This window comes from Rhodoferax ferrireducens (assembly GCF_003347515.1).
Classification (GTDB): Bacteria; Pseudomonadota; Gammaproteobacteria; order Burkholderiales; family Burkholderiaceae_C; genus Rhodoferax.
Map to the genome: position 1 here is coordinate 130,820 of NZ_QEII01000324.1, position 21,595 is coordinate 152,414.

17 protein-coding genes and 1 riboswitch are annotated in these 21,595 nt (G+C 62.7%); of the genes, 15 read left to right on the plus strand and 2 right to left on the minus strand.

What is annotated here, in order from left to right; translation table 11 throughout:
* The first annotated feature begins 3 nt into the window (after positions 1 to 3).
* The 13 genes from C5P05_RS31200 (at position 4) to atzF (ending at position 16,568) form a co-directional block, all read left to right on the plus strand.
* Positions 4 to 2,964, plus strand: coding sequence for a formate dehydrogenase subunit alpha (locus C5P05_RS31200; RefSeq protein ID WP_114973761.1), 2,961 nt, complete (start codon positions 4 to 6; stop codon positions 2,962 to 2,964).
* Positions 2,965 to 2,974: 10 nt separating this feature from the next.
* Positions 2,975 to 3,592, plus strand: coding sequence for a formate dehydrogenase FDH3 subunit beta (fdh3B, locus tag C5P05_RS31205; protein ID WP_114973762.1), 618 nt, complete (start codon positions 2,975 to 2,977; stop codon positions 3,590 to 3,592).
* Complete coding sequence (locus C5P05_RS31210; RefSeq protein ID WP_114973763.1) at positions 3,589 to 3,810, plus strand: hypothetical protein; 222 nt, start codon at positions 3,589 to 3,591, stop codon at positions 3,808 to 3,810. Before fdh3B ends, C5P05_RS31210 begins: the two co-directional genes overlap by 4 nt.
* 12 nt (positions 3,811 to 3,822) lie before the next feature.
* Positions 3,823 to 5,037: a formate dehydrogenase subunit gamma gene (locus C5P05_RS31215; protein ID WP_114973764.1), complete on the plus strand. Its 1,215-nt coding sequence runs from the start codon at positions 3,823 to 3,825 to the stop codon at positions 5,035 to 5,037.
* On the plus strand, positions 5,034 to 5,435 hold the full coding sequence (locus C5P05_RS31220) for a hypothetical protein (protein ID WP_114973765.1): 402 nt from the start codon (positions 5,034 to 5,036) through the stop codon (positions 5,433 to 5,435). The genes C5P05_RS31215 and C5P05_RS31220 overlap by 4 nt, the downstream gene beginning before the upstream one ends.
* Positions 5,436 to 5,439: 4 nt before the next feature.
* Positions 5,440 to 6,291 (plus strand): formate dehydrogenase accessory sulfurtransferase FdhD, encoded by an 852-nt coding sequence (fdhD, locus tag C5P05_RS31225; protein WP_198674925.1) that lies wholly within the window; start codon positions 5,440 to 5,442, stop codon positions 6,289 to 6,291.
* Between the two features lie 126 nt (positions 6,292 to 6,417).
* A riboswitch (guanidine-I (ykkC/yxkD leader) is annotated at positions 6,418 to 6,520 on the plus strand.
* 109 nt (positions 6,521 to 6,629) lie between these two features.
* Positions 6,630 to 7,670, plus strand: a complete 1,041-nt coding sequence (locus C5P05_RS31230; protein WP_114974175.1) for an ABC transporter substrate-binding protein — start codon at positions 6,630 to 6,632, stop codon at positions 7,668 to 7,670.
* Positions 7,671 to 7,752: 82 nt separating this feature from the next.
* Positions 7,753 to 8,577: an ABC transporter permease gene (locus C5P05_RS31235; RefSeq protein WP_114973767.1), complete on the plus strand. Its 825-nt coding sequence runs from the start codon at positions 7,753 to 7,755 to the stop codon at positions 8,575 to 8,577.
* Between the two features lie 5 nt (positions 8,578 to 8,582).
* Positions 8,583 to 9,413 carry an ABC transporter ATP-binding protein gene (locus tag C5P05_RS31240; RefSeq protein WP_114973768.1) on the plus strand — a complete coding sequence of 277 codons (831 nt, stop codon included), beginning with the start codon at positions 8,583 to 8,585 and terminating at the stop codon, positions 9,411 to 9,413.
* 128 nt (positions 9,414 to 9,541) lie between these two features.
* Positions 9,542 to 10,267, plus strand: coding sequence for an urea amidolyase associated protein UAAP1 (locus C5P05_RS31245; RefSeq protein ID WP_114974176.1), 726 nt, complete (start codon positions 9,542 to 9,544; stop codon positions 10,265 to 10,267).
* A gap of 10 nt (positions 10,268 to 10,277) precedes the next feature.
* Positions 10,278 to 10,958, plus strand: coding sequence for an urea amidolyase associated protein UAAP2 (locus tag C5P05_RS31250; protein WP_114973769.1), 681 nt, complete (start codon positions 10,278 to 10,280; stop codon positions 10,956 to 10,958).
* A gap of 109 nt (positions 10,959 to 11,067) precedes the next feature.
* On the plus strand, positions 11,068 to 14,694 hold the full coding sequence (gene uca, locus C5P05_RS31255) for an urea carboxylase (protein WP_114973770.1): 3,627 nt from the start codon (positions 11,068 to 11,070) through the stop codon (positions 14,692 to 14,694).
* 11 nt (positions 14,695 to 14,705) lie between these two features.
* The gene (gene atzF, locus C5P05_RS31260) at positions 14,706 to 16,568 is read left to right on the plus strand and encodes an allophanate hydrolase (protein ID WP_114973771.1); all 1,863 of its coding nucleotides are present in this window, start codon (positions 14,706 to 14,708) and stop codon (positions 16,566 to 16,568) included.
* Positions 16,569 to 16,608: 40 nt separating this feature from the next.
* Here the strand turns inward: atzF and C5P05_RS31265 are convergent, their stop codons facing one another.
* Positions 16,609 to 16,842 carry a hypothetical protein gene (locus C5P05_RS31265; protein ID WP_114973772.1) on the minus strand — a complete coding sequence of 78 codons (234 nt, stop codon included), beginning with the start codon at positions 16,840 to 16,842 and terminating at the stop codon, positions 16,609 to 16,611.
* 70 nt (positions 16,843 to 16,912) lie between these two features.
* Entirely contained in the window at positions 16,913 to 17,371 is a 459-nt protein-coding gene (locus tag C5P05_RS31270) for a MarR family winged helix-turn-helix transcriptional regulator (RefSeq protein WP_114973773.1), read from the minus strand.
* Between the two features lie 96 nt (positions 17,372 to 17,467).
* Between C5P05_RS31270 and ccoG the strand changes: the two genes are divergently transcribed.
* Together ccoG and C5P05_RS31280 are read left to right on the plus strand one after the other, a co-directional pair.
* Entirely contained in the window at positions 17,468 to 18,916 is a 1,449-nt protein-coding gene (gene ccoG / locus C5P05_RS31275; RefSeq protein ID WP_114974177.1) for a cytochrome c oxidase accessory protein CcoG, read from the plus strand.
* Positions 18,917 to 19,006: 90 nt separating this feature from the next.
* Positions 19,007 to 21,526, plus strand: coding sequence for an ABC transporter permease (locus C5P05_RS31280; RefSeq protein ID WP_114973774.1), 2,520 nt, complete (start codon positions 19,007 to 19,009; stop codon positions 21,524 to 21,526).
* Positions 21,527 to 21,595: the final 69 nt, after the last annotated feature.

The window sequence follows — 21,595 nt, forward strand, 5'->3', positions numbered from 1 at the left end:
ACCATGTTGCTAACCAAAAAATCCGGGTCACTCGGCCCCACTGCCCGTTCCCCGTTCGTGCACAGCTTGCGCCGCGGTTTGTCCCAGGCCTTGCCCACCATGGACCGGCGCGCCTTTTTGCGTCGCTCCGGCCTGGGCGTCGGCGTAGGCATCGCGGCATCTCAACTGTCGCTGGTGAAAAAGGCCAATGCCGCACAAGGGGCAGCGGCGATTGGGGAAGGAAAGATAGAAGTCAAGCGTACCGTCTGCACGCATTGCTCCGTCGGCTGCGCGGTCGATGCGGTGGTGGAGAACGGGGTCTGGGTGCGCCAGGAGCCGGTGTTTGATTCCCCGCTCAACCTGGGCGCCCATTGCGCCAAAGGGGCGGCCTTGCGTGAGCACGGGCACGGCGAGTTCCGGCTGCGCTACCCTATGAAGCTGGTCAACGGCAAGTACGAGCGCATCAGCTGGGACACGGCTTTGAACGAAATCAGCGCCAAATTAGTGGACTTGCGCAAGGCCAGCGGGCCGGATTCCATTTACTGGATCGGTTCCTCCAAGCACAACAACGAGCAGGCCTATCTGCTGCGCAAGTTCGTCAGTTTCTGGGGCAGCAACAACTGCGACCACCAGGCCCGTATCTGCCACTCCACCACGGTGGCCGGGGTGGCCAACACCTGGGGCTATGGGGCCATGACCAACTCGTACAACGACATGCAAAACAGCAAGGTCGCGATGTACATTGGCTCCAACGCGGCCGAGGCGCACCCGGTAAGCATGTTGCACATGCTGCACGCCAAGGAGACGGGCTGCAAGATGATCGTGGTGGACCCGCGCTTCACCCGCACGGCCGCCAAGGCTGACGAGTACGTGCGCATCCGCTCGGGCTCGGACATTGCCTTTTTGTTTGGCCTGCTGCACCATATTTTCAAAAACGGCTGGGAAGACAAGCAGTACCTCAACGACCGGGTCTTTGGCATGGAGAAGGTCAAGGAGGAAGTGCTGGCCAAGTGGACACCGGACAAGGTGGAAGAGGTCTGCGGCGTGCCGGAGGCGCAAGTGCTCAAGGTGGCGACCTGGCTCAATGAGAACCGGCCCGGCACGGTCGTGTGGTGCATGGGCCAAACCCAGCACACCACGGGCAACGCCATCGTGCGGGCGTCGTGCATTTTGCAACTGGCCCTGGGCAATGTGGGCAAGTCGGGCGGCGGCACCAACATCTTCCGCGGGCACGACAACGTGCAGGGCGCCACCGACGTCGGCCCCAACCCTGATTCACTGCCCGGCTACTACGGCATTGTGGAAGGTTCCTGGCGGCACTTTGCCAAGGCCTGGGGCGTTGACTATGAATGGATCAAAGGCCGGTTTTCATCGCCCGCCATGATGACCAAGCCGGGCATTACGGTGTCGCGCTGGATAGACGGCGTGCTGGAGAAGAACGAGCTGATTGACCAGGACGCCAATTTGCGCGGCGTGTTCTATTGGGGCCATGCCCCGAATTCCCAGACCCGCGGTCTGGAGATGAAACGCGCCATGGACAAGCTCGATTTGCTGGTGGTGGTGGACCCCTATCCATCCGCCACGGCGGCGATGGCGGCGATGCCGGGCAAGGCGGAGGATCTGAATCCGAATCGCGCGGTGTACCTGTTGCCGGCCGCCACCCAGTTTGAAACCAGCGGTTCGGTCACCGCGTCCAACCGTTCCTTGCAGTGGCGCGAAAAAGTGATCGAGCCCTTGTGGGAGAGCCGCAGCGACCACATGATCATGCAGCAGTTTGCCGACAAGCTGGGCTTTGGCAAAGAACTGTCCAAGAACTACAAAATGCAAAAAGTCAAAGGCATGGACGAGCCCATGCCGGAAGACATCCTGCGCGAGATCAACGGGTCGGTATGGACCATCGGCTACACCGGCCAGAGCCCGGAGCGGCTCAAGGCGCACATGCGCAACATGCATCTGTTCGATGTCAAAACGCTCAAGGCCAAAGGCGGCAAGGACAAGGAAACCGGCTACGACTTCACGGGCGACTACTTTGGCTTGCCCTGGCCTTGTTACGGCACGCCCGCGCTCAAGCACCCGGGTTCATCCAACCTCTATGACACGTCCAAACACGTGATGGAGGGGGGCGGTAATTTCCGCGCCAATTTCGGGGTGGAGCGAGATGGCCAGAATCTGCTGGCCGAGGACGGCTCCTACTCCAAGGGCGCCGACATCACCACCGGCTACCCCGAGTTTGATCACGTCTTGCTCAAAAAGCTGGGCTGGTGGGACGACCTCAGCGACGCTGAGAAGACGGCCGCCGAAGGCAAGAACTGGAAGACCGACATGTCGGGCGGCATCATTCGCGTGGTGATGCAGGTGCATGGCTGCCATCCTTTTGGCAACGCCAAGGCGCGCGCCGTGGTGTGGAACTTTCCCGACGCGATTCCGCAGCACCGCGAACCCCTGTACGGCATCCGGCCCGATCTCGTGGCCAAATATCCGACGCACGACGACAAGAAAGCCTTCTGGCGTTTGCCCACCTTGTACAAGACGATTCAGGACAAAAACATCGCGGACAAAGTCCATGAGAAGTTCCCGTTCATCCTGACCTCGGGCCGCCTGGTCGAATATGAAGGCGGTGGCGAGGAAACCCGTTCCAACCCCTGGCTGGCGGAGTTGCAGCAGGAGATGTTCATCGAGATCAACCCGAAGGTCGCGGCGGACAAAGGCATTCGCAATGGCGAGCGGGCCTGGGTCTCATCGCCCACTGGTGCGCGTCTCAACGTGCAGGCGCTGGTCACCGAGCGCGTCGGGCCGGACACGGTGTTCATGCCTTTCCACTTCTCGGGCCGCTGGCAGGGCGCCGACATGCTGGCTTATTACCCCAATGGGGCCGCGCCGATCGTGCGCGGCGAGGCCATCAATACCGCGACTACTTACGGTTACGACAGCGTGACCATGATGCAAGAGACCAAAACCACGGTCTGCAACATCGAACGCGCCTAAGGAGACCAATATGGCACGCATGAAATTTGTCTGTGACGCCGAGCGCTGCATTGAATGCAATGGTTGCGTCACCGCCTGCAAAAATGAGCATGAGGTGCCTTGGGGCGTCAACCGTCGGCGCGTGGTGACGCTGAACGATGGTGTGCCCGGAGAAAAATCGATCTCGGTGGCTTGCATGCACTGCAGCGATGCGCCTTGCATGGCCGTGTGTCCAGTGAACTGCTTCTATAAGACTGAAGAAGGCGTGGTCTTGCACGACAAGGATGTCTGCATCGGCTGCGGTTATTGCTCCTACGCCTGTCCCTTTGGCGCGCCGCAGTTTCCATCCGAGGGTACGTTCGGCGTGCGTGGCAAGATGGACAAGTGCACCTTCTGCGCCGGCGGCCCCGAGGTCAACGGCAGCCAGGCCGAGTTCGAGAAATACGGCCGTAACCGGCTGGCCGAAGGCAAGCTGCCGGCCTGCGCCGAAATGTGCTCGACCAAAGCCCTGATCGCCGGTGACGGCGATGTGGTGGCGGATATCTTTCGCAACCGCGTGCTCAGACGCGGAAAAGGGGCCGAAGTATGGGGCTGGGGCACGGCTTACGGTTCCAAACAGGCGGGGCAGCCTGAAGGAGGCAAATCATGAAACACGCTTGGTGGATCGTCGCCTTGGCCGCGTCGCTGCTCGCTTGTGGCGAACGGCCGCAAACGCTGGGCCCGGTCAAGCAGGATGCGGCGCCTTCCAGCGGGACAGGCAAGCCCTTTGCCGATGGCGGCTGGAAGCAGGGCGACAAGGCCAGCTGGGAGTCGCACATGAAAGCCCGCACCCAACAGGGGCAGAACGACTACAGCCGGATGAACTGACGGGAGGCCGTGATGAACAAAGCCTTTTCTGCTGCCCTGTTGTTAGCCCTGGTGTGGGGCAGCGCCATGGCGCAAAGCACCTCACCGGCGCCTGATACAGCCGTAGCAGCATCAGCGGCAGCGTCCGCGCCGTCTGATGCCGGTGCCATCAAGAGCCAGAATATTCTGGACATGAAAAAACCGGATGCCAGTGCCGAGGCCGGCTATGCCACGCAAACCAACGGCGAACGCGCCAAGGTCCAGCCCGGCAACAACGCGCCCATGTGGCGGCAGGTGAGTTCCGGCGTCACCGGCTACAGCAGCCTGCCCAAAGCCCAGGCGCCCGAAGCGGGCAATCTGATTCAACCCTTTGTGCAATACCCGGGCTCCCGCCTGACCAATGCCGGCGAGGCCTGGCGACAAGTGCGCAACAACTGGCTCCTTCCTTATGGCGGCGCGTTGCTGCTGATTGTGCTGGGCGCCATTGCCTTGTTCTACTGGCGCAAGGGTAGCCTCGCCCTGCACGGCGCCGAGACCGGGCGCAAGATTGAACGCTTTACGCCGTTTGAGCGCTCGGCGCACTGGGCCAATGCCATTGCCTTCAGCATTCTTGCGATTTCCGGGGTGGTGATGGCTTTTGGCAAGTTCTTTCTGTATCCCGTGATGGGCACCACGCTCTTTGGCTGGCTGACCTACGCACTCAAGAACGCCCATAATTTTGCCGGGCCGGTGTTTGCCGTGTCCTTGCTGGTGGTGATCGGCACTTTCATCAAGGACAATCTGCCGCACAAGGAAGACCTCACCTGGCTGGCGCATGGCGGCGGTCTCTTGTCAGACCGTGAGGTGGCCTCGCACCGCTTCAATGCCGGTGAAAAAGTGGTGTTCTGGGGCGGTGTGTTCTTCCTGGGCCTGATCGTGGTGGGCTCGGGCCTGGTGCTGGACAAGCTGATTCCCGGGCTGGTGTATGAGCGCGGCACCATGCAGCTGGCGCACATGGTTCACGCCGTGGCGACGGTGCTGATGATGGCGATGTTCCTGGGACATATCTACATGGGCACGATCGGCATGGACGGCGCCTACAAGGCCATGAGAACCGGCTATGTGGACGAGACCTGGGCCAAAGAGCACCATGAACTCTGGCTCGATGACGTCAAGAGCGGCAAGATTCCAGCGCAGCGTTCGCAGTCCCCGCTATCAGATATCCGGCCAGTCCATGCAAGTTTGAGAAGTTTGAGAAAGCCCGTATGAAAGAAGCTCTGAAACAAATTTTGCTGGCGGGTTGCGCGCTCTTGATCGGCACTACCGTCATGGCCAAGTTGCCGGCTTTGTCGGAGGAAGCCAAAGCCAAAGCGGCCGAGGCGGCCGCCAAAACCGCCTGGAGCGGCAAGGTCGATGCTTACCTGAGTTGCAAATCGCAGGACAAGGTCGCTGCCCACTATTACAAGACGGCCAAAGCCGAAAGCAAGGACACCAAGCCGGCGGCAGCAACACCGCCTTGTGCCGATCCGGGCGTTTTTTCCTACACCCCTCCTGAGGCGGCCAAGCCGCTGGAGGCCTCGGGTGCGCATTCGCCAGCGCCTACAGCAACCAGCCCACCCAGTAGCACAACACCGGCTGCGGCCTTAGCGCCTGCCAGCAAGCCTTGACACCGTGCCCCTGCCTTTTCTGACTCATGCCCGTGCGCCGCTGACCTGCGAGGTCGATGCCGTCAACGAGTACGGTGAGCCGCAACAGATCTCGATTCCTGCCGAGCGCGCGCTCACGGTGTACGTGGACAAGCGCGAACTGGTGACACTGATGACCTTGGGTGCCCAGCCTGAATTGCTGGTGCTGGGCTTTTTGCGCAACCAGCGGCTGGTGCAGTCGGTGGACGAGGTGGAGTCCATCACCGTGGACTGGGAAGTGGGCGCGGCGGCTGTGAAAACGCGCCAAGGCATCTCCGATATTGAAGCGCGTACCTCTAAACGTGTGGTGACCACCGGCTGCGGTCAGGGCAGCGTGTTTGGCGACTTGATGGCGGAAGTGGACCGCCTGGTGCTGCCCGAAGCGCGCCTCACCCAGTCGCAACTTTATGGCATTGTCAACGTCATCCGCTTGCAAGAGACCACCTACAAATCAGCCGGTTCGGTGCACGGTTGCGCCTTGTTCCAGGGCGAAGAAATGCTGGTGTTTGTGGAGGATGTCGGTCGCCACAACGCCATCGATACCATTGCCGGCTGGATGTGGCTGCAAGGCAGGCAAGCCATGTCAGGCCATGACAAAGTGTTCTACACCACGGGTCGCCTGACCAGCGAGATGGTGATCAAATCAGCCCAAATGGGCGTGCCCATTGTGGTGTCGCGCAGCGGTATCACCCAGATGGGGTACGAGGTGGCGCAGCGCCTAGGCCTGTGCACGATTGGGCGGGCCACCAACAAGCGCTTTCTTTGCTACAGCGCGCCGGAACGCTTGCGACTGCAATCCGAACTGGCGGGTGCCCGGCTACAGGCCGCCGGGCGGTAGCGATGAAGTCCGTGTCTCAGGTCGGGACCAGCCTGGTGCTGACCGCGGCCTCGTCGAGGTTGGTGAATGTGTTGGATGTTGGCACGGCTATTGCATAGCTATTCGGGAGAGGCGTTTACGCCGCATCACAAAGAAAACTAGGGTTCCGGCCACGCAAGTGGTGTCTGGTCCGAGAGTTTTCGGCACTCCGTATTGGAGGGCTCCACGGAGGGACAAAAGCCCGGGAGAAGCTTGCTGTAGCGCAGGCGTCTCTCGCCGTTCCCACCACTATGGAGTCTCTCATGCCCCTGAACTATTCCAAATTTACAACCTGCGAAGCCGTCACTGGACGTCGCAACATGCACACACTTTGTGCGCAATTCAATCTGCAAACCACAAAAAGCGGAACTCAGCCCCGAATCGGTGCATTCAAGCGCATCGTTGCCTTCATCGTGACGAGTGCGGCCTTGCTGATGGCCACTACCCCAGCCCGGGCCGAGATCAAGGTCGGTGTTTCTGATTGGCCCGGTTGGGTCGCGTGGTATGTGGCGCAAGAAAAAGGCTTTTTCAAAAAGCACAAGGCCGACGTCAAGCTGGTCTGGTTTGCCAACTACACCGACTCTATTTCGGCGCTGTCTTCGGGGCAGCTGGATGCCAATTCCCAGACCTGGTCGGACACCATGGGGCCGCTGGCCAAAGGCATTCCTGTGAAGGCGGTGCTGGCCAACGACAACTCGGCCGGCAACGATGCGCTGGTGGTTAAACCAGGCATCAAGTCCGTCAAGGAGCTGAAGGGGAAAAGCGTCGCGCTCGAGCAGTTCAGCGTTTCGCATTTTGTGCTCGTGAATGCCCTGGCCAAAAATGGCATGAAGCAAGACGATGTGAAGATCGTCAATCTGGCCGCCGGTGATGCGGCCGCCGCCTTCATGACCGGCCGGGTGGACGCCGCCGTGGTCTGGAACCCCTGGATCAGCCAGATTGAAGCCAGCGGCAAAGGGCGCGCCATCTTCACCTCCAAAGACATGCCCGGTCTGGTACCCGACTTGCTGGTAGCGCAGGACAAGGCCATCCAGACCAAGCGCAAGGAACTGGTCGGCATGATCCGCGCCTGGTTTGACACCATGGCCTTCATTGAGAAAAATCCGGCCGAAGCCTCCAAAATCATGGCCAAGGTGGTCGGTATGTCGGCCAAGGAATATCAGGTGTTTTTGCCGGGCACCCGTTTCTTCGACGCCAAGCTGAATCAGGAAGCCTTCGGCCCGGCTACCAGCCCGGTGTCATTGATCGGCGCCGCGCCCACGATCGAGAAGTTCCTGGTGGACAACAAGCTGATTGAAGGCAAGCCGGACATCGCACGCGGTATCGACAGCTCCTTGCTGGCCGAAGCCCTGAAACCTTGACGGCGCGAATTCGCCCCTTTGCGCCGAGTCAAATGACCGGCCGGGGCGGGTGTCCACCAACCTCACACAAGAGAGTTTTCTCATGCAGAACAAGCCTCATTCGTCCCGTCGCGTGCGTCAGGGTCTCTGGTCGGTTCGTACGCCCATCACGCGCAAGCAGTACTGGGCTTTGGCCCTGATGGGGCTTGTTGTGCCGCTGGGAATGTGGACTTTGCTGGCGGCTTACGGCGGCATGAACCAGGTGTTCATGCCCTCACCCGCCCAAGTGCTCAGCCGCGCCATTGATTGGGGAATCGATGCAGATTTGCTGGGCGACATCGGCATCAGCTTCGGCCGGGTGGTTGGTGGTTTCCTGCTATCGGCACTGATTGCCCTGCCGCTCGGCCTGTTGATCGGCTCCTTTCGCTCGGTGCAAGCGTTGCTGGAGCCGCTCACTGATTTCATCCGCTACATGCCCGCCGTCGCGTTCATTCCGCTGGTCATGTTGTGGGTGGGCATTGATGAGGGCTCCAAGGTGGCCATCATTTTCATCGGCACTTTTTTCCAGATGGTGCTGATGGTGGCGGAAGATGTGCGCCGTGTGCCCAGTGCGCAGGTGGAGGCGGCGCAGACCATGGGTGCCAGCCGCCGTGAGCTGATTGAGAAAGTCATCCTTCCCAGTGCCAAGCCCGCACTGCTCGACACTCTGCGCGTGACGATGGGCTGGGCCTGGACCTATCTGGTGGTGGCCGAACTCGTGGCCGCGAGTTCAGGTCTGGGCTACGCCATTCTGAAGGCGCAGCGCTTCCTGCAGACCGACAAGATCTTCGCCGGCATCATGATGATCGGCGTCATTGGACTGGTGACCGACCAGGCTTTTCGCTGGCTTCATCGCCGCGCGTTTCCCTGGCTTTATTTGAAGGGGTGAAACGCATGATGCAAGCCAAAATTCAGATCCGTGACCTGTACAAACGCTTTGAGGGTGCCACCGTCAATGCGCTTGAAAACATTGAACTCGACATTGCAGAAAACGAGTTCGTGACCTTTGTCGGTGCTTCGGGCTGCGGCAAGTCCACCTTGCTGCGCACCATCGCTGGTCTGGAAACGCATACCTCCGGAACCTTGCTGGTCGATGGCCAACCGGTTGACGGCCCCGGCATCGACCGCGCGATGGTGTTCCAGCACTACAGCCTCTATCCCTGGATGACGGTGCAGGGCAACATCAAGTTTTGCCGCCAGCTCGAAGCCCACACGCGCGAGCGCACATCCGGCGATGTCGAAGCGGCCGCAGGTCGCGCCGATGCGCTGCTGAACCTCATGGGGCTCACGCCAGCAGCCCATGCCTGGCCCAACCAGCTCTCGGGCGGCATGCAGCAACGGGTGGCCATTGCACGCGCCCTGATGGGTCGTCCCGAGGTCCTCTTGATGGACGAGCCCTTCGGCGCACTCGATGCCCAGACCCGTGAAGTCATGCACGACCTCATTCGCCATGTTCACCGGCTGGAGAAGGCAACCGTCATCTTCGTCACCCACGATGTGGAGGAGGCCATCTATCTGGGCAGCCGCGTGGTGCTGATGGCCCCGCGTCCCGGCCGCATCGACACCATCTTTGAAATTCCCTTTGGCGAGGCGCGCACCCAGGACCTCAAACATGCGCCGGAATTTCTGCGCCTGAAGCGGGAAATTCTGGACCGCATCCGCGATACCTCCGGCATGAAGACCGATCTTGAACAACTGCAGCGCCTCTCGGCGCAGCCCGTCTGAACCGAAAAGGAAACCCCATGAACCCAGCCGAAATTCTTGACGACCCGCTGAAGGTCATTCCCGCGAATCCATTGAGCACGGCCCCGGTGGACGCGCCCAGCTTCTGGCAACGTTTCCCTGACGCCGCCATGGCGGGCGTGACGACAGACTGCGTGATGTGGTCCGAAGTGATGCCCGGCGGTGGCCACTGGTCGTGGCGTTTGCCGCGCGGCACCGCCCTGCGATTCATCGCGCTGGAGCCCGGCGCCAACGCCAGCATCGTGCTCTACGCCGCCCAGGAAAAGTTGGAGCGTTACAACATGCCCGACTCGCTCAAGGCCCAGCACACCGCGCACTACCAACGCGGCCATGTGCTCATGAGCGACATGGGCCGCGCCATGGCGAGTTTCACGGCCGACAGCCTGGGCTGGCACGATCCGCTCGGTGGTTTGCTGGACGCCGAGCTGCTCGCCAAAAAATACGGCGAGCGTCGCTTCGCGGAGCATCGCAACACCATGTACCGCTCGGGCAAGGATGGTCTGCTGATCGAGATCGGCAAGTACGGCTTGACCCGGCGCGACCTGATCGCGCCGGTCAATCTGTTTTCCAAAGTCAGTATCGATACCGAGGGTCAATTTGCCTACGCCGCAGATCACGCCAAGACTGGTGATTTTGTTGAGTTGCGATTCGACATGGATGTGATCCTGGCGATCTCAACGGCCCCGCATCCGCTTGACCCCACGCCCGGCTATGCCCCCAAGAAGCTCGGCCTGGTGGCCTGGCGCTGCGGTGCCGCGCCAGCCGACGACTATTGCCGCGCCTTCCGCCCCGAGAACGCACGGGCCCTGCACAACAGCGACATGCTGTACCTCTGAGGACACTCACATGAACCCGATTGCAAGCACTCCTAAAGCCGCCGCCATCCGCCTCCAGGACAGCGTCCTGGACCCTGCCGATGCGGCGCAAGACCTGCGCCACCCCGCTGGCGAACCTATTCTGTTCGAGCTCAAGGCGGGCCAGACCCTGCGCATCGTCGATCTGGAGGGCAACCAGGCGGCTGACGTCATTTTTTACAACCGCCACGACAACGCCGAGCATTACAGCGCGACCGAGACCATGCTGCGCCAAGGCGGCATCTACCTCACCACGGGGTCCGTGCTGTACAGCAACGATGGCCGAGCCATGCTCACCATCGTCGCCGACACCTGCGGTCGCCACGACACGCTGGGTGGCGCCTGCGCGGCCGAGAGCAACACCGTGCGTTACGCGCTGCAGAAGAAATACATGCACAGCTGCCGGGACAACTACCTTATTGCGCTGCAACACGCCGACATCGGCCTGACCAAGCGCGACCTGGTGCCCAACATCAATTTCTTCATGAACGTACCCGTCACGGCGGAGGGCGACCTCACCTTCGCCGACGGCGTGTCCGGTCCCGGCAAGTACGTGGAGATGCAGGCGGCGATGGACTTGTGGGTGCTGATCTCCAACTGCCCGCAGCTCAACAACCCGTGCAACGCCTACAACCCGACGCCGACCCGCCTGCTGATCTGGGACCCGGCCTGACAAGCGGTCGAAGCCTCAAAAATATTTGGCATTTTTGCCTTCAACCCCGCGCCGGGACGACCCGATGCGCTAGCAAACTTATAGCGGGACGACTCGCCACGGTGACCTCATGTTCAACAAGGTTCTCATTGCCAATCGCGGCGCCATCGCCTGCCGCATCATCCGCACGTTGAAGAAACTGGGTGTGCGCAGCGTGGCGGTTTATTCCGAGGCCGATGCGCAATCCCGACATGTGCGCGAGGCGGATGAAGCGTATTGCATCGGGCCGGTCCCGGCGGCACAAAGCTATTTGCGCGCTGAACGCATCCTTGAGGTAGCTCTGGAATGTGGCGCCCAGGCGATCCACCCGGGTTATGGCTTCCTGTCAGAAAACCCCGGATTTTCCGAAGCCTGCGAGTTGGCGGGTATCGCCTTCATCGGTCCCAGCGCCGGGCAGATGCGCGCCTTTGGTCTCAAGCACACCGCCCGCGCGCTGGCCGAAGCCCACGCGGTGCCGCTGCTACCCGGTTCCGGCTTGCTGGGCGATCTCGATCATGCCCGCACCGAGGCGCTGCGCATCGGCTACCCGGTGATGCTCAAGAGCACGGCCGGTGGTGGCGGTATCGGCATGCGGCTGGTCTGGCGCGAAGCCGAACTGGCGGACGCTTTTGCGGCCGTCGAGCGCCTGGCGCGTGCGAACTTCAAAGATGCCGGGCTGTTTCTCGAAAAGTATGTGGAGCAGGCTCGCCACATCGAGGTCCAGGTGTTCGGCGATGGCCGCGGTGAAGTGATTGCACTCGGTGAGCGTGACTGCTCGGTGCAGCGGCGCAATCAGAAGGTGATCGAGGAAACGCCAGCGCCGGGCTTGACGGATGCCCAACGGAGTTCGCTGCACGCGACGGCGGTGCGGCTGGCCAAGGCCGTGAACTACCGCTCTGCCGGCACCGTGGAGTTTGTCTACGACGCAACCAACGCCCAGTTTTATTTTCTTGAAGTCAACACCCGCCTGCAGGTCGAGCACGGTGTGACCGAACAGGTGTGCCAGGTCGATCTGGTCGAGTGGATGGTGTTGCTCGCAGCGGGCGAGTTGCCGCCCTTGCTCGGTTTGACCCCAAGCCCGCAAGGTGCCTCGATCCAGGTGCGTCTCTACGCCGAAGACCCGGGCAAGAACTTTCAGCCGTGCGCGGGTCTGCTCACCGAAGTGCAGTGGCCCGCCGAGGCGCGTGTTGACGACTGGGTCGAGCGGGGTACCGAGGTGCCCGCCTGGTACGACCCGATGCTGGCCAAAATCATTGTCACGGCCGACGATCGGGTCGCGGCGCTGACCAAGCTGGAAGCCGCGCTGGACGCTACCCGCATCGCCGGGATCGAGACCAACCTCGACTACCTGCGCCAGGTCATCCGCGACCCGGTGTTCCGTGAAGGCAGGCAGGTCACCCGCTTCCTCAACGACTTCCAGTACCGGCCGGCGACGATCGATGTCATGGAAGCCGGTGTCCAAACCTCGGTGCAGGACTGGCCGGGGCGCATCGGCTACTGGAACGTTGGGGTGCCGCCCTCTGGCCCCATGGATGCCTACGCCCACCGCATGGCCAACCGGCTGGTGGGCAACGCGGCCGAGGCGGCGGGGCTGGAATGTACGCTGGCTGGACCCACGCTGCGCTTCAATGTTGAGACGGTGATAGCCGTGACGGGCGCTCCGGTGCCGGTGACGCTCGACGGCGTGCCGCTTGCCATGTGGCAGTCGCACCGCGTGTCGGCGGGCGCGCTCTTGGCCATCGGCCGCGCTGACGCTGGCTGTCGTTTTTATCTGGCCGTCGGTGGCGGGCTGGATGTGCCGACCTATCTGGGCAGCTGCTCCACCTTTACCCTGGGCCAGTTCGGCGGACACGCCGGGCGCAACCTGCGCTTGGGCGACGTGCTGCATCTGCTGGCCCCGGCCAGCGGCAGCGCGGGTCTGGCCAGCGCGCCCGCCACGATTCCCGTCTACGGCAAGCAGTGGGACGTGGGGGTGCTGTATGGCCCGCACGGCGCGCCCGATTTCTTCCTGGACGAGGACATCGCCAGCTTCTTCGCCACCGACTGGGCGGTGCACTACAACTCCAGCCGCACCGGGGTGCGCCTGATCGGACCCAAGCCGACCTGGGCCCGCACCGATGGCGGCGAGGCCGGCTTGCATCCTTCCAACATCCACGACAACGCCTACGCCATCGGGGCCATTGACTTCACCGGCGATATGCCGGTGATCTTGGGGCCGGATGGTCCCAGCCTGGGCGGCTTTGTTTGCCCGGCCGTGGTCGTCCATGCCGAACTGTGGAAGATTGGCCAATTGCGTCCCGGCGACACCGTGCGCTTTCACAGGCTGTCTTTGGCGCAAGCCAGCGACCGTGAGGCCGCCCTGGAAGCCAGTCTGGCCAGTCTGGCCGCCTCGCTACCCGACGCGCCACAGGATGATGCAGCGGCTTGCGCGACGCCCGTCCTGTTTGAACGCGCAGGGCAGGGCGGCGCGCCAACCGTGACCTACCGCCAGGCCGGCGACCGCTATTTGCTGGTGGAATACGGTCCGCTGGTGCTGGACATTGAACTGCGTTTGCGCGTCCACGCGCTGATGGAGTGGCTCAAGGCCCAGAACGGCGGTGCCGGCTTGAACGGCATTGTTGACCTCACGCCCGGCATCCGCTCGCTGCAGGTTCATTTCGATCCGGCGCAGCTGCCGCGCGCAGCATTGCTGGCAACGCTACAAGCGGCCGAGGACGGCCTGCCAGCGGTTGACGACATGGTGGTGCCGAGCCGCGTGGTGCACCTGCCGCTGTCATGGGACGACGCTCAGACCCGCCTCGCCATCGAAAAATACATGCAGTCGGTGCGCAAGGACGCCCCCTGGTGCCCGAGCAACATCGAGTTCATCCGCCGCATCAATGGTCTGGGCAGCCTCGATGAAGTGTTCGATATCGTTTTTCAGGCCAGTTACCTGGTGCTGGGGCTGGGGGATGTTTACCTGGGCGCCCCGGTGGCGACGCCGGTCGATCCGCGCCATCGCCTGGTCACCACCAAATACAACCCGGCCCGCACCTGGACGCCGGAAAATGCCGTCGGCATCGGCGGCGCCTACCTGTGCGTGTACGGCATGGAAGGCCCGGGCGGCTACCAGTTCGTCGGCCGCACGCTGCAGATGTGGAACCGCTGGCGCCACGGTGAAACGGGCAGCCCGGAGTTCAGCCAGCCCTGGCTGCTGCGCTTTTTCGACCAGATCCGCTTCTACAAAGTGTCGGAGGCGGAGCTGCTCCAGATCCGCGCCGATTTCCCCAACGGCGGCTACCCGCTGCGCATAGAGGAAACCACCTTCAGCCTCAAGGACTACCGGCGGTTCCTCGACGACAACGCCGCCAGCATTGGCACCTTCAAGGCCACGCAGCAGTCTGAATTCGAGGCTGAACGCGAGCGCTGGAAGGCCAGCGGGCAGGCCGAATACGCCAGTGACGCGGATGTGGCCGAGGCCGGACCCGACAGCGAGCTTGACCTGCCCGAGGGCGGCCGCGCGGTGGCGACCACTGTGCCGGGCAATGTCTGGAAGATTGAGGTCGCGGTCGGCGATGAGGTGCAGGCCGGCGATCTGTTGCTGGTGATCGAGTCGATGAAGATGGAATTCAGCGTGCTGGCGCCCAGCGCCGGCACGGTGCACCAGCTCTATTGCCGTGAAGGTGCCCCGGTGGCGGCGGGCCAGGACGTGGTGGTCATTCTCGAAAAAACGCATTAAGGACAAGCAACATGAATCCGAACCTGAACGAACTTTCCTTCGACCTGGCCGCCCTCCGGGCCGCCTATGCCGGTGGCGTGACGCTGCGCCAGATCATCGGCGAGGCGATGCGCCGCTGTGATGACCTGAGCCACCGGGCCTTTATTCACCGCCTGTCGCTGACGGAAATCGAGCCCTACCTCGCACGTCTTGAAACACTTGATCCGGCGAGCCTGCCCCTGTATGGCATTCCCTTCGCCATCAAGGACAACATCGATCTGGCCGGCGTGCCCACCACCGCCGGGTGCCCGGAATTCGCCTACACCCCGACCGAACATGCTTTTGTGGTCGAGCAATTGATTGCCGCCGGCGCGGTGCCCATTGGCAAGACCAACCTGGATCAGTTCGCCACCGGTCTTAATGGCACGCGCTCGCCGTATGGTGCCTGCCGCAACGCATTTGATCCGGACTACATATCGGGTGGCTCCAGTTCCGGGTCATCCGTGACTGTCGCCAAGGGCTGGGTGAGCTTCTCGCTCGGCACCGACACCGCCGGCTCGGGCCGCGTGCCCGCGTCGTTCAACAACCTCATCGGCTTGAAGCCGACCTGTGGTTTGCTGTCGTCCACCGGCGTCGTGCCGGCCTGCCGGTCGCTGGACACGGTGTCCATCTTCGCCCTGACCGCGGGGGACGCGCAAGCGATCCTCAACGTGGCGGCGGCTTTTGACGCGGCGGATCCCTTCAGCCGCCGCGCCGAACCCTTTGGCGTCGATTTCTCAGCCGGGCCGTTTCGTTTTGGCGTGCCAGGGCAAGACCAGTTGGCGTTTTTCGGCGATGTTGGCGCCGTGGCTCTATTTGAAACAGCCGTGGCGCGATTGAAAAAACTGGGCGGAACCCCGGTCGAGATCGACTTTGCCCCTTTTCTGGAGGTGGCGCGTCTGTTGTACGAAGGGCCGTGGGTGGCTGAACGTTACGTCGCGATCCGTGACTTCATTGATGCGCAGCCGCAGGCGGTGATCGAGCCCGTGCGCAGCATCATCGCGAGCGGCCGTGATAAATCGGCGCCGGACGCCTTTGCGGCGGCTTACCGGCTCAAGGCACTCAAGCGCAGCTGCGATGCCGTGTGGTCACACATCGACTGCCTGCTGACGCCGACTGCTGGCACGATCTACCGCATTGCCGAGATGCAGGCCGATCCGGTCCGGCTCAACTCGAATCTGGGCTACTACACCAACTTCGTCAATCTGCTCGACTACAGCGCCGTAGCGCTGCCGGCCGGTTTGATTGAGCGTGGCGCGGCTACCGCGCTGCCCTGGGGGGTGACGCTGGTCGCGCCCGCCCATCGTGATGTTCCCTTGCTGCGGCTGGCCGACCGGGCGCATCGGACCCTGGGCGGGAATCTGGGCGCGACGGCCAGCGCACTTGCCGGCACGCCGGTTGGCACTGGCGCGCCACAAGGGTCGCTGAAATCCGGCACGGTGCAGCTGGCGGTATGTGGCGCGCACCTGTCGGGTTTGCCGCTCAACCCCCAACTGACCGACCGCGGGGCACGCTTGCTTGCCACGACGCATTCGGCCCCTGAATACCGTTTGTTCGCTCTTGCCGGCGGTCCACCCCAGCGGCCGGGCATGGTCCGCGTGGCCAAAGGCGGCGCTGCCATTGCACTGGAGGTTTGGGAGTTGCCCGCCGAGCACTTCGGTAGTTTCGTGGCGGCCATTCCGGCCCCGCTGGCGATTGGCAAAGTGCTGTTGGCGGATGGAGCGTTGGTTTGCGGCTTCGTCTGCGATGCCTTGGGTGTTGCGGGGGCGCAGGACATTACGCAGCACGGCGGCTGGAAGGCGTGGCTAATGGCAAACGCAACTCGACCGCATCCGACGGCAGGCGAACACCCCTAAATTAGCCCGCGCGGGCGGTAGCGATCAAGTCCGCGGTGTCTCAGGTTGGGGCCAGTTTGGCGTTGATCACGGCCTCGTCGAGGTCGGAGAAAGTGGTGTTGTGGCGGTCCGTGAGCGGGCCACCGCCGGGAATGGCGTCGCCGTGCTCGTCGTAGCCAATCGCCTTGAACTTCCATACGCCGTTAATGAGCTTCAGGTAACCCACATGCTCATCCTGGTCCCTCAGGACGCGATAAACGCCGTCGTTCAACTTGCTGAGTGTCAGTTTATTCATGGTGTTTAGCATTCTCCAGCATGCGGATCTGAACTGCAATGGCATTGCACCGCGGGCCTTCCGGCACGCCTCATTCGCGACGTCCTTGGGCGGGCAAGGCGTCTGCATCATTGAACGCGGTGATGCGCGCCACCTGAAACGTATCGCGCAAGGAGCGCAGCTCGGTGTCGTGCAGCGCCGCGAGTCGTTCCAGTTGGGCCGCGCCTTTGTCCTGCAGGTGAATCTCGACCAGGCGGCGATCCGTCGTGCTTTTCTGCCGCCGCACCAGTCCCGCCTCTTCACAGCGCGTCAGCAAAGCTACCACGCCGTGGTGCTTCATTTGCAGGCGGTCCGCCAGCTCGTTGACCGTGGCCCAATCGCGGCCCGGGAATCCACGCACATGCAGCATCAATTGGTATTGCAGGGGTGTCAGTCCGGCATTTTTGGCCGCCGTCTCACTGAAATGCAGAAAGCGTCGCAACTGATAGCGAAACTCCGAGAGCGCCTCGTACTGCGATTTCTTCAATGGTGTTGAAGTCGATGGGTTCATGGGTCGTGGGGTCTCTGGGCGTCTTGATGCGGAAATATATCATGTCGTGATACATTGGCCGCCCATTCAATCCCCCCTTTGAACCACAAGGACACCATGACCCGAAAAGTCATACCCATCATCCCGCAAGAGGGCTACCAGGCACCTGGCCAGGCGCTCGAAGGTGACGATGATTTGCTCTCTCTGTATGCGTCCGACAAGAAGATCTACCCCCGCAGTGTCTCGGGCCTGTTCGCGCGCTGGCGCTGGGGGATGGTCTGGCTGACCCAGCTGGTGTTTTACGGCATCCCGTGGCTGGAGTGGGGCCAGCGCCAGGCGGTGTTGTTTGATCTGGGTACCCGGCGTTTCTACATTTTTGGCCTGGTGCTGTACCCGCAGGACTTCATTTATCTCGCGGGGATTCTGGTGATCTCCGCGCTGTCGCTGTTTCTGTTCACGGCCGTGGCCGGTCGCCTGTGGTGCGGCTATGCCTGCCCGCAAACGGTGTACACCGAAATCTTTCTCTGGATTGAAAAGAAGGTGGAAGGCGAGCGCTCGGCCCGCATGCGCCGCGATGCCCAGCCGCTGTCCGCGAACAAGGTGATGCGCAAAACTGCCAAACACGTGTTGTGGCTGGCCGTGGCACTGTGGACCGGTTTCACCTTTGTTGGCTATTTCACGCCCATCAAGGAACTGGGTGTCGAGTTTCTTCAAATGAGCATGAATTCGTGGGAAATCTTCTGGGTTTTCTTCTACGGCTTTGCCACCTACGGCAACGCCGGCTTCATGCGTGAGCAGATCTGCAAACACATGTGTCCGTATGCGCAATTTCAAAGCGTCATGTTCGACAAGGACACCTTGATCGTGACCTACGACACGGCGCGTGGCGAGCCCCGGGGCAACCGCTCACGCACGGCGGACCTCGCCGTCTTGAATTTGGGCGCCTGTGTGGACTGCACGCTGTGTGTTCAAGTCTGCCCGACCGGTATCGATATTCGCAACGGCCTGCAGCACGACTGCATTGGCTGCGGCGCCTGCGTCGACGTGTGCGACACGGTGATGGACAAAATGGGCTATGCGCGTGGCCTAATCAAGTACGCGACGGAGAACGCCGTGGTACAGCACTGGAGCCGATCGCAAACCTTGCGCCATGTGCTCAGGCCGCGCGTGCTTGTCTATGCCGCCGTGCTCGGCGCCATGGTGCTGGCCATGGTGGTCAGTCTGTCGCTGCGCACGCCCTTCAAGGTGAACGTGGTGCGCGATCGCGGCGTCATGGCGCGCGTCGTGTCCGGCGGGAAAATAGAAAACTTGTATCAGTTGCAGGTGATGAACGCCACCGAAACACCCCAAAATTACAAAATCACCGCCTCTGGCATCCCCGGTTTGCTGGTGACGTCTGAAAACACCGTGCAGGTGGAGTCCACCGCGGCGCGTTGGCTGGCGGTGCGGGTGCAGGTGCCTTTTGATGCGGCGGCACCGGGCTCACACCCCATACAGTTTGAAATTGAGGCCCTGGACTCACCCGCTCATTTGACTGAAAAATCGGTGTTCCTCATTCCGCGGTAAATCACACCCTGCGGCCGCCGTCCTGTGCGCGCCGCAGGCCAATACCCCCTCGGGACGGCGCCCGGTCGCTGACTGCGCTAAGGTAGCGCCATGAATATCTCTTTTTGGCGCCTGGGCTGGCGCTCTTTGTGGCGCGATCTGCGCTCCGGCGAACTGCGTTTGCTCATCGTTGCCGTCACCTTGGCGGTGGCGGCCTTGACGGCGGTTGGTTTCTTTGCCGACCGGCTCAAAGGCGGCTTGCAGCGCGATGCGCGGCAGTTGCTCGGCGGCGACGCCGTGATTTCCAGCGACAACCCGACGCCCGCCGCGTTTGCCGAGAAGGCCCGTTCCCTGGGCCTGGAACTGGTGCAAACGCTGGGCTTTCCCACCATGGGCCGCGCCAGCGACGCCAAGGGCGGTGGCACCAAACTGGTGGCGCTGAAGGTGGTCGAGCCGGGTTACCCGCTGCGCGGCAACCTGAAGGTGGCGAACCAGCCGGGTGCGCCGGGCGACCTCACGCGCGCCATTCCCGCAGCCGGTGAAGCCTGGGTCGAAGCGGCCTTGCTGGATGCCATCGGCCTGCAGATGGGCGACGCCTTGCTGTTGGGCGATGCCAGCCTGCGCGTCGCCAAAATCATTGTCAACGAGCCGGACCGGGGCGCGGGTTTCATGAACTTCGCCCCGCGCGTCATGATCAACCGGGCTGATGTGGAGGCCACCAAACTGATCCAGCCGGCGAGCCGCCTGACCTATCGCGCGGCGGTCGCGGGGGCCGACAAGCCGGTGGCCGCCTTTGTGGCCTGGGCGCAGGCCGAAGCCAAAAAGCCGGAGGTGCGCGGTCTGCGGGTGGAGTCGCTGCAGGGCGGGCGGCCGGAGGTCGGGCAGACGCTGGAGCGGGCCGAGAAGTTTCTCAATCTCATCGCCTTGCTTTCGGCCCTCCTGAGCGCGGTGGCGGTGGCGCTGGCGGCCCGCGGATTTGCCGCCAACCACCTGGACGACTGCGCCATGCTGCGCGTGCTGGGCTTGAGCCAGCGCACCATTGCCTCAAGCTACGCCTTTGAGTTCAGCATCATCGGTCTGCTGGCCAGCACCCTGGGCGTGCTGGCCGGCTACGCCGTGCACTATGTGTTTGTGTTGCTGCTGGCCGGTTTGGTGGACGGGGCGCTCCCGCCACCGGGCATCTGGCCGGTCCTCTTTGGCCTGGGCATGGGGATGACGCTGCTGTTGGCATTTGGCCTGCCGCCCGTGCTGCAGCTGGCCCAGGTGCCGCCGCTGCGCGTGATCCGCCGCGATGTGGGCAACCTCAAGCCCGTGTCCATCGGCGTGCTGGGCCTGGGGGTGGCCGGCTTTGCTGCCTTGCTGCTGGCCGCCAGCAGCGATGTGAAACTGGGCCTGATCGCGGTCGGCGGCTTCGCGGCGGCGGTTCTGGTGTTTGCCGCATTGAGCTGGCTGGCCGTCAAGCTGCTGCGCTGGAGCGTGAACGAGGGCACGGCGCCGCGCTGGCTGGTGCTGGCCACGCGGCAGATTTCGGCGCGCCCGGCTTTTGCCGTGGTGCAGGTCAGCGCCCTGGCGGTGGGTTTGCTGGCGCTGGTGCTGCTGGTGCTCTTGCGCACCGACCTCATCAGCAGCTGGCGCAAAGCCAGCCCGGCGGATGCGCCGAACCGTTTTGTCATCAACGTCATGCCCGAGCAGGGCGATGCGTTCGGCCAGGCCTTGCGCGACGGGGGGGTGCGCCAATTTGACTGGTACCCCATGATTCGCGGGCGGCTGGTGGCCGTCAACGGCAAGGCGGTGACGCCGGATGACTACGTGGAAGACCGGGCCAAGCGGCTGGTGGACCGGGAATTCAACCTGTCGCACAGCGCCAAAAAACCGGCGCAAAACGAAGTGGTGGCCGGGCGCTGGACCGAGGACGAGCCGGGCGCGATCAGCGTCGAGGAGGGCATTGCCAAGACGCTCAATCTCAAGCTCGGCGATAGCCTGAGTTTTGACGTGGGGGGCGCGCAGACCGAGTCCAAAATCACCTCGCTGCGCAAGGTGGATTGGGGCTCAATGCGGGCCAATTTCTTTGTCATGTACCCGGTGGCCAAGCTGGCCAATGTGCCGACGACCTACATGAGCGCCTTCAAGGCGCCCGCGACCCCTGGATTTGACAATGCCCTGGTTCGGAGTTTTCCCAACATCACGAGCGTGGACATGACCGCCACCATCGCCCAGATTCAACGCGTGCTGGACCAGGTCATTCGTGCGGTGGAGTTTTTGTTTGGCTTCACCCTGGCCGCCGGGCTGGTGGTGTTGTTTGCCGCCGTGACGGCAACGCGGGAGGAGCGGGCGCGCGAATTTGCCATCATGCGCGCGGTCGGGGCGCAAAGCAGTTTGCTGCGCCAGGTGCAGCGCGCCGAGCTGATGGGCGTGGGCCTGCTCGCCGGCTTCCTGGCCTCCGTGGTCGCCACGGCGGTCGGCTGGGCGCTGGCCAAGTATGTTTTCGAGTTCGAGTGGACGGTCTCGCTGTGGGTGCCCTTGTTCGGCTCGATCAGCGGCGCGCTGCTGGCACTGGCGGCAGGCTGGTGGGGCTTGCGCGAGGTCTTGCGACGCCCGGTGGTGGAGACACTGCGGCGGGCGGCGCAGTAGCCGATCTTTACCAAGCGTCGATTTACTATAAATATAATAGCTACCTGCGCATATTACACGAGGGCTATA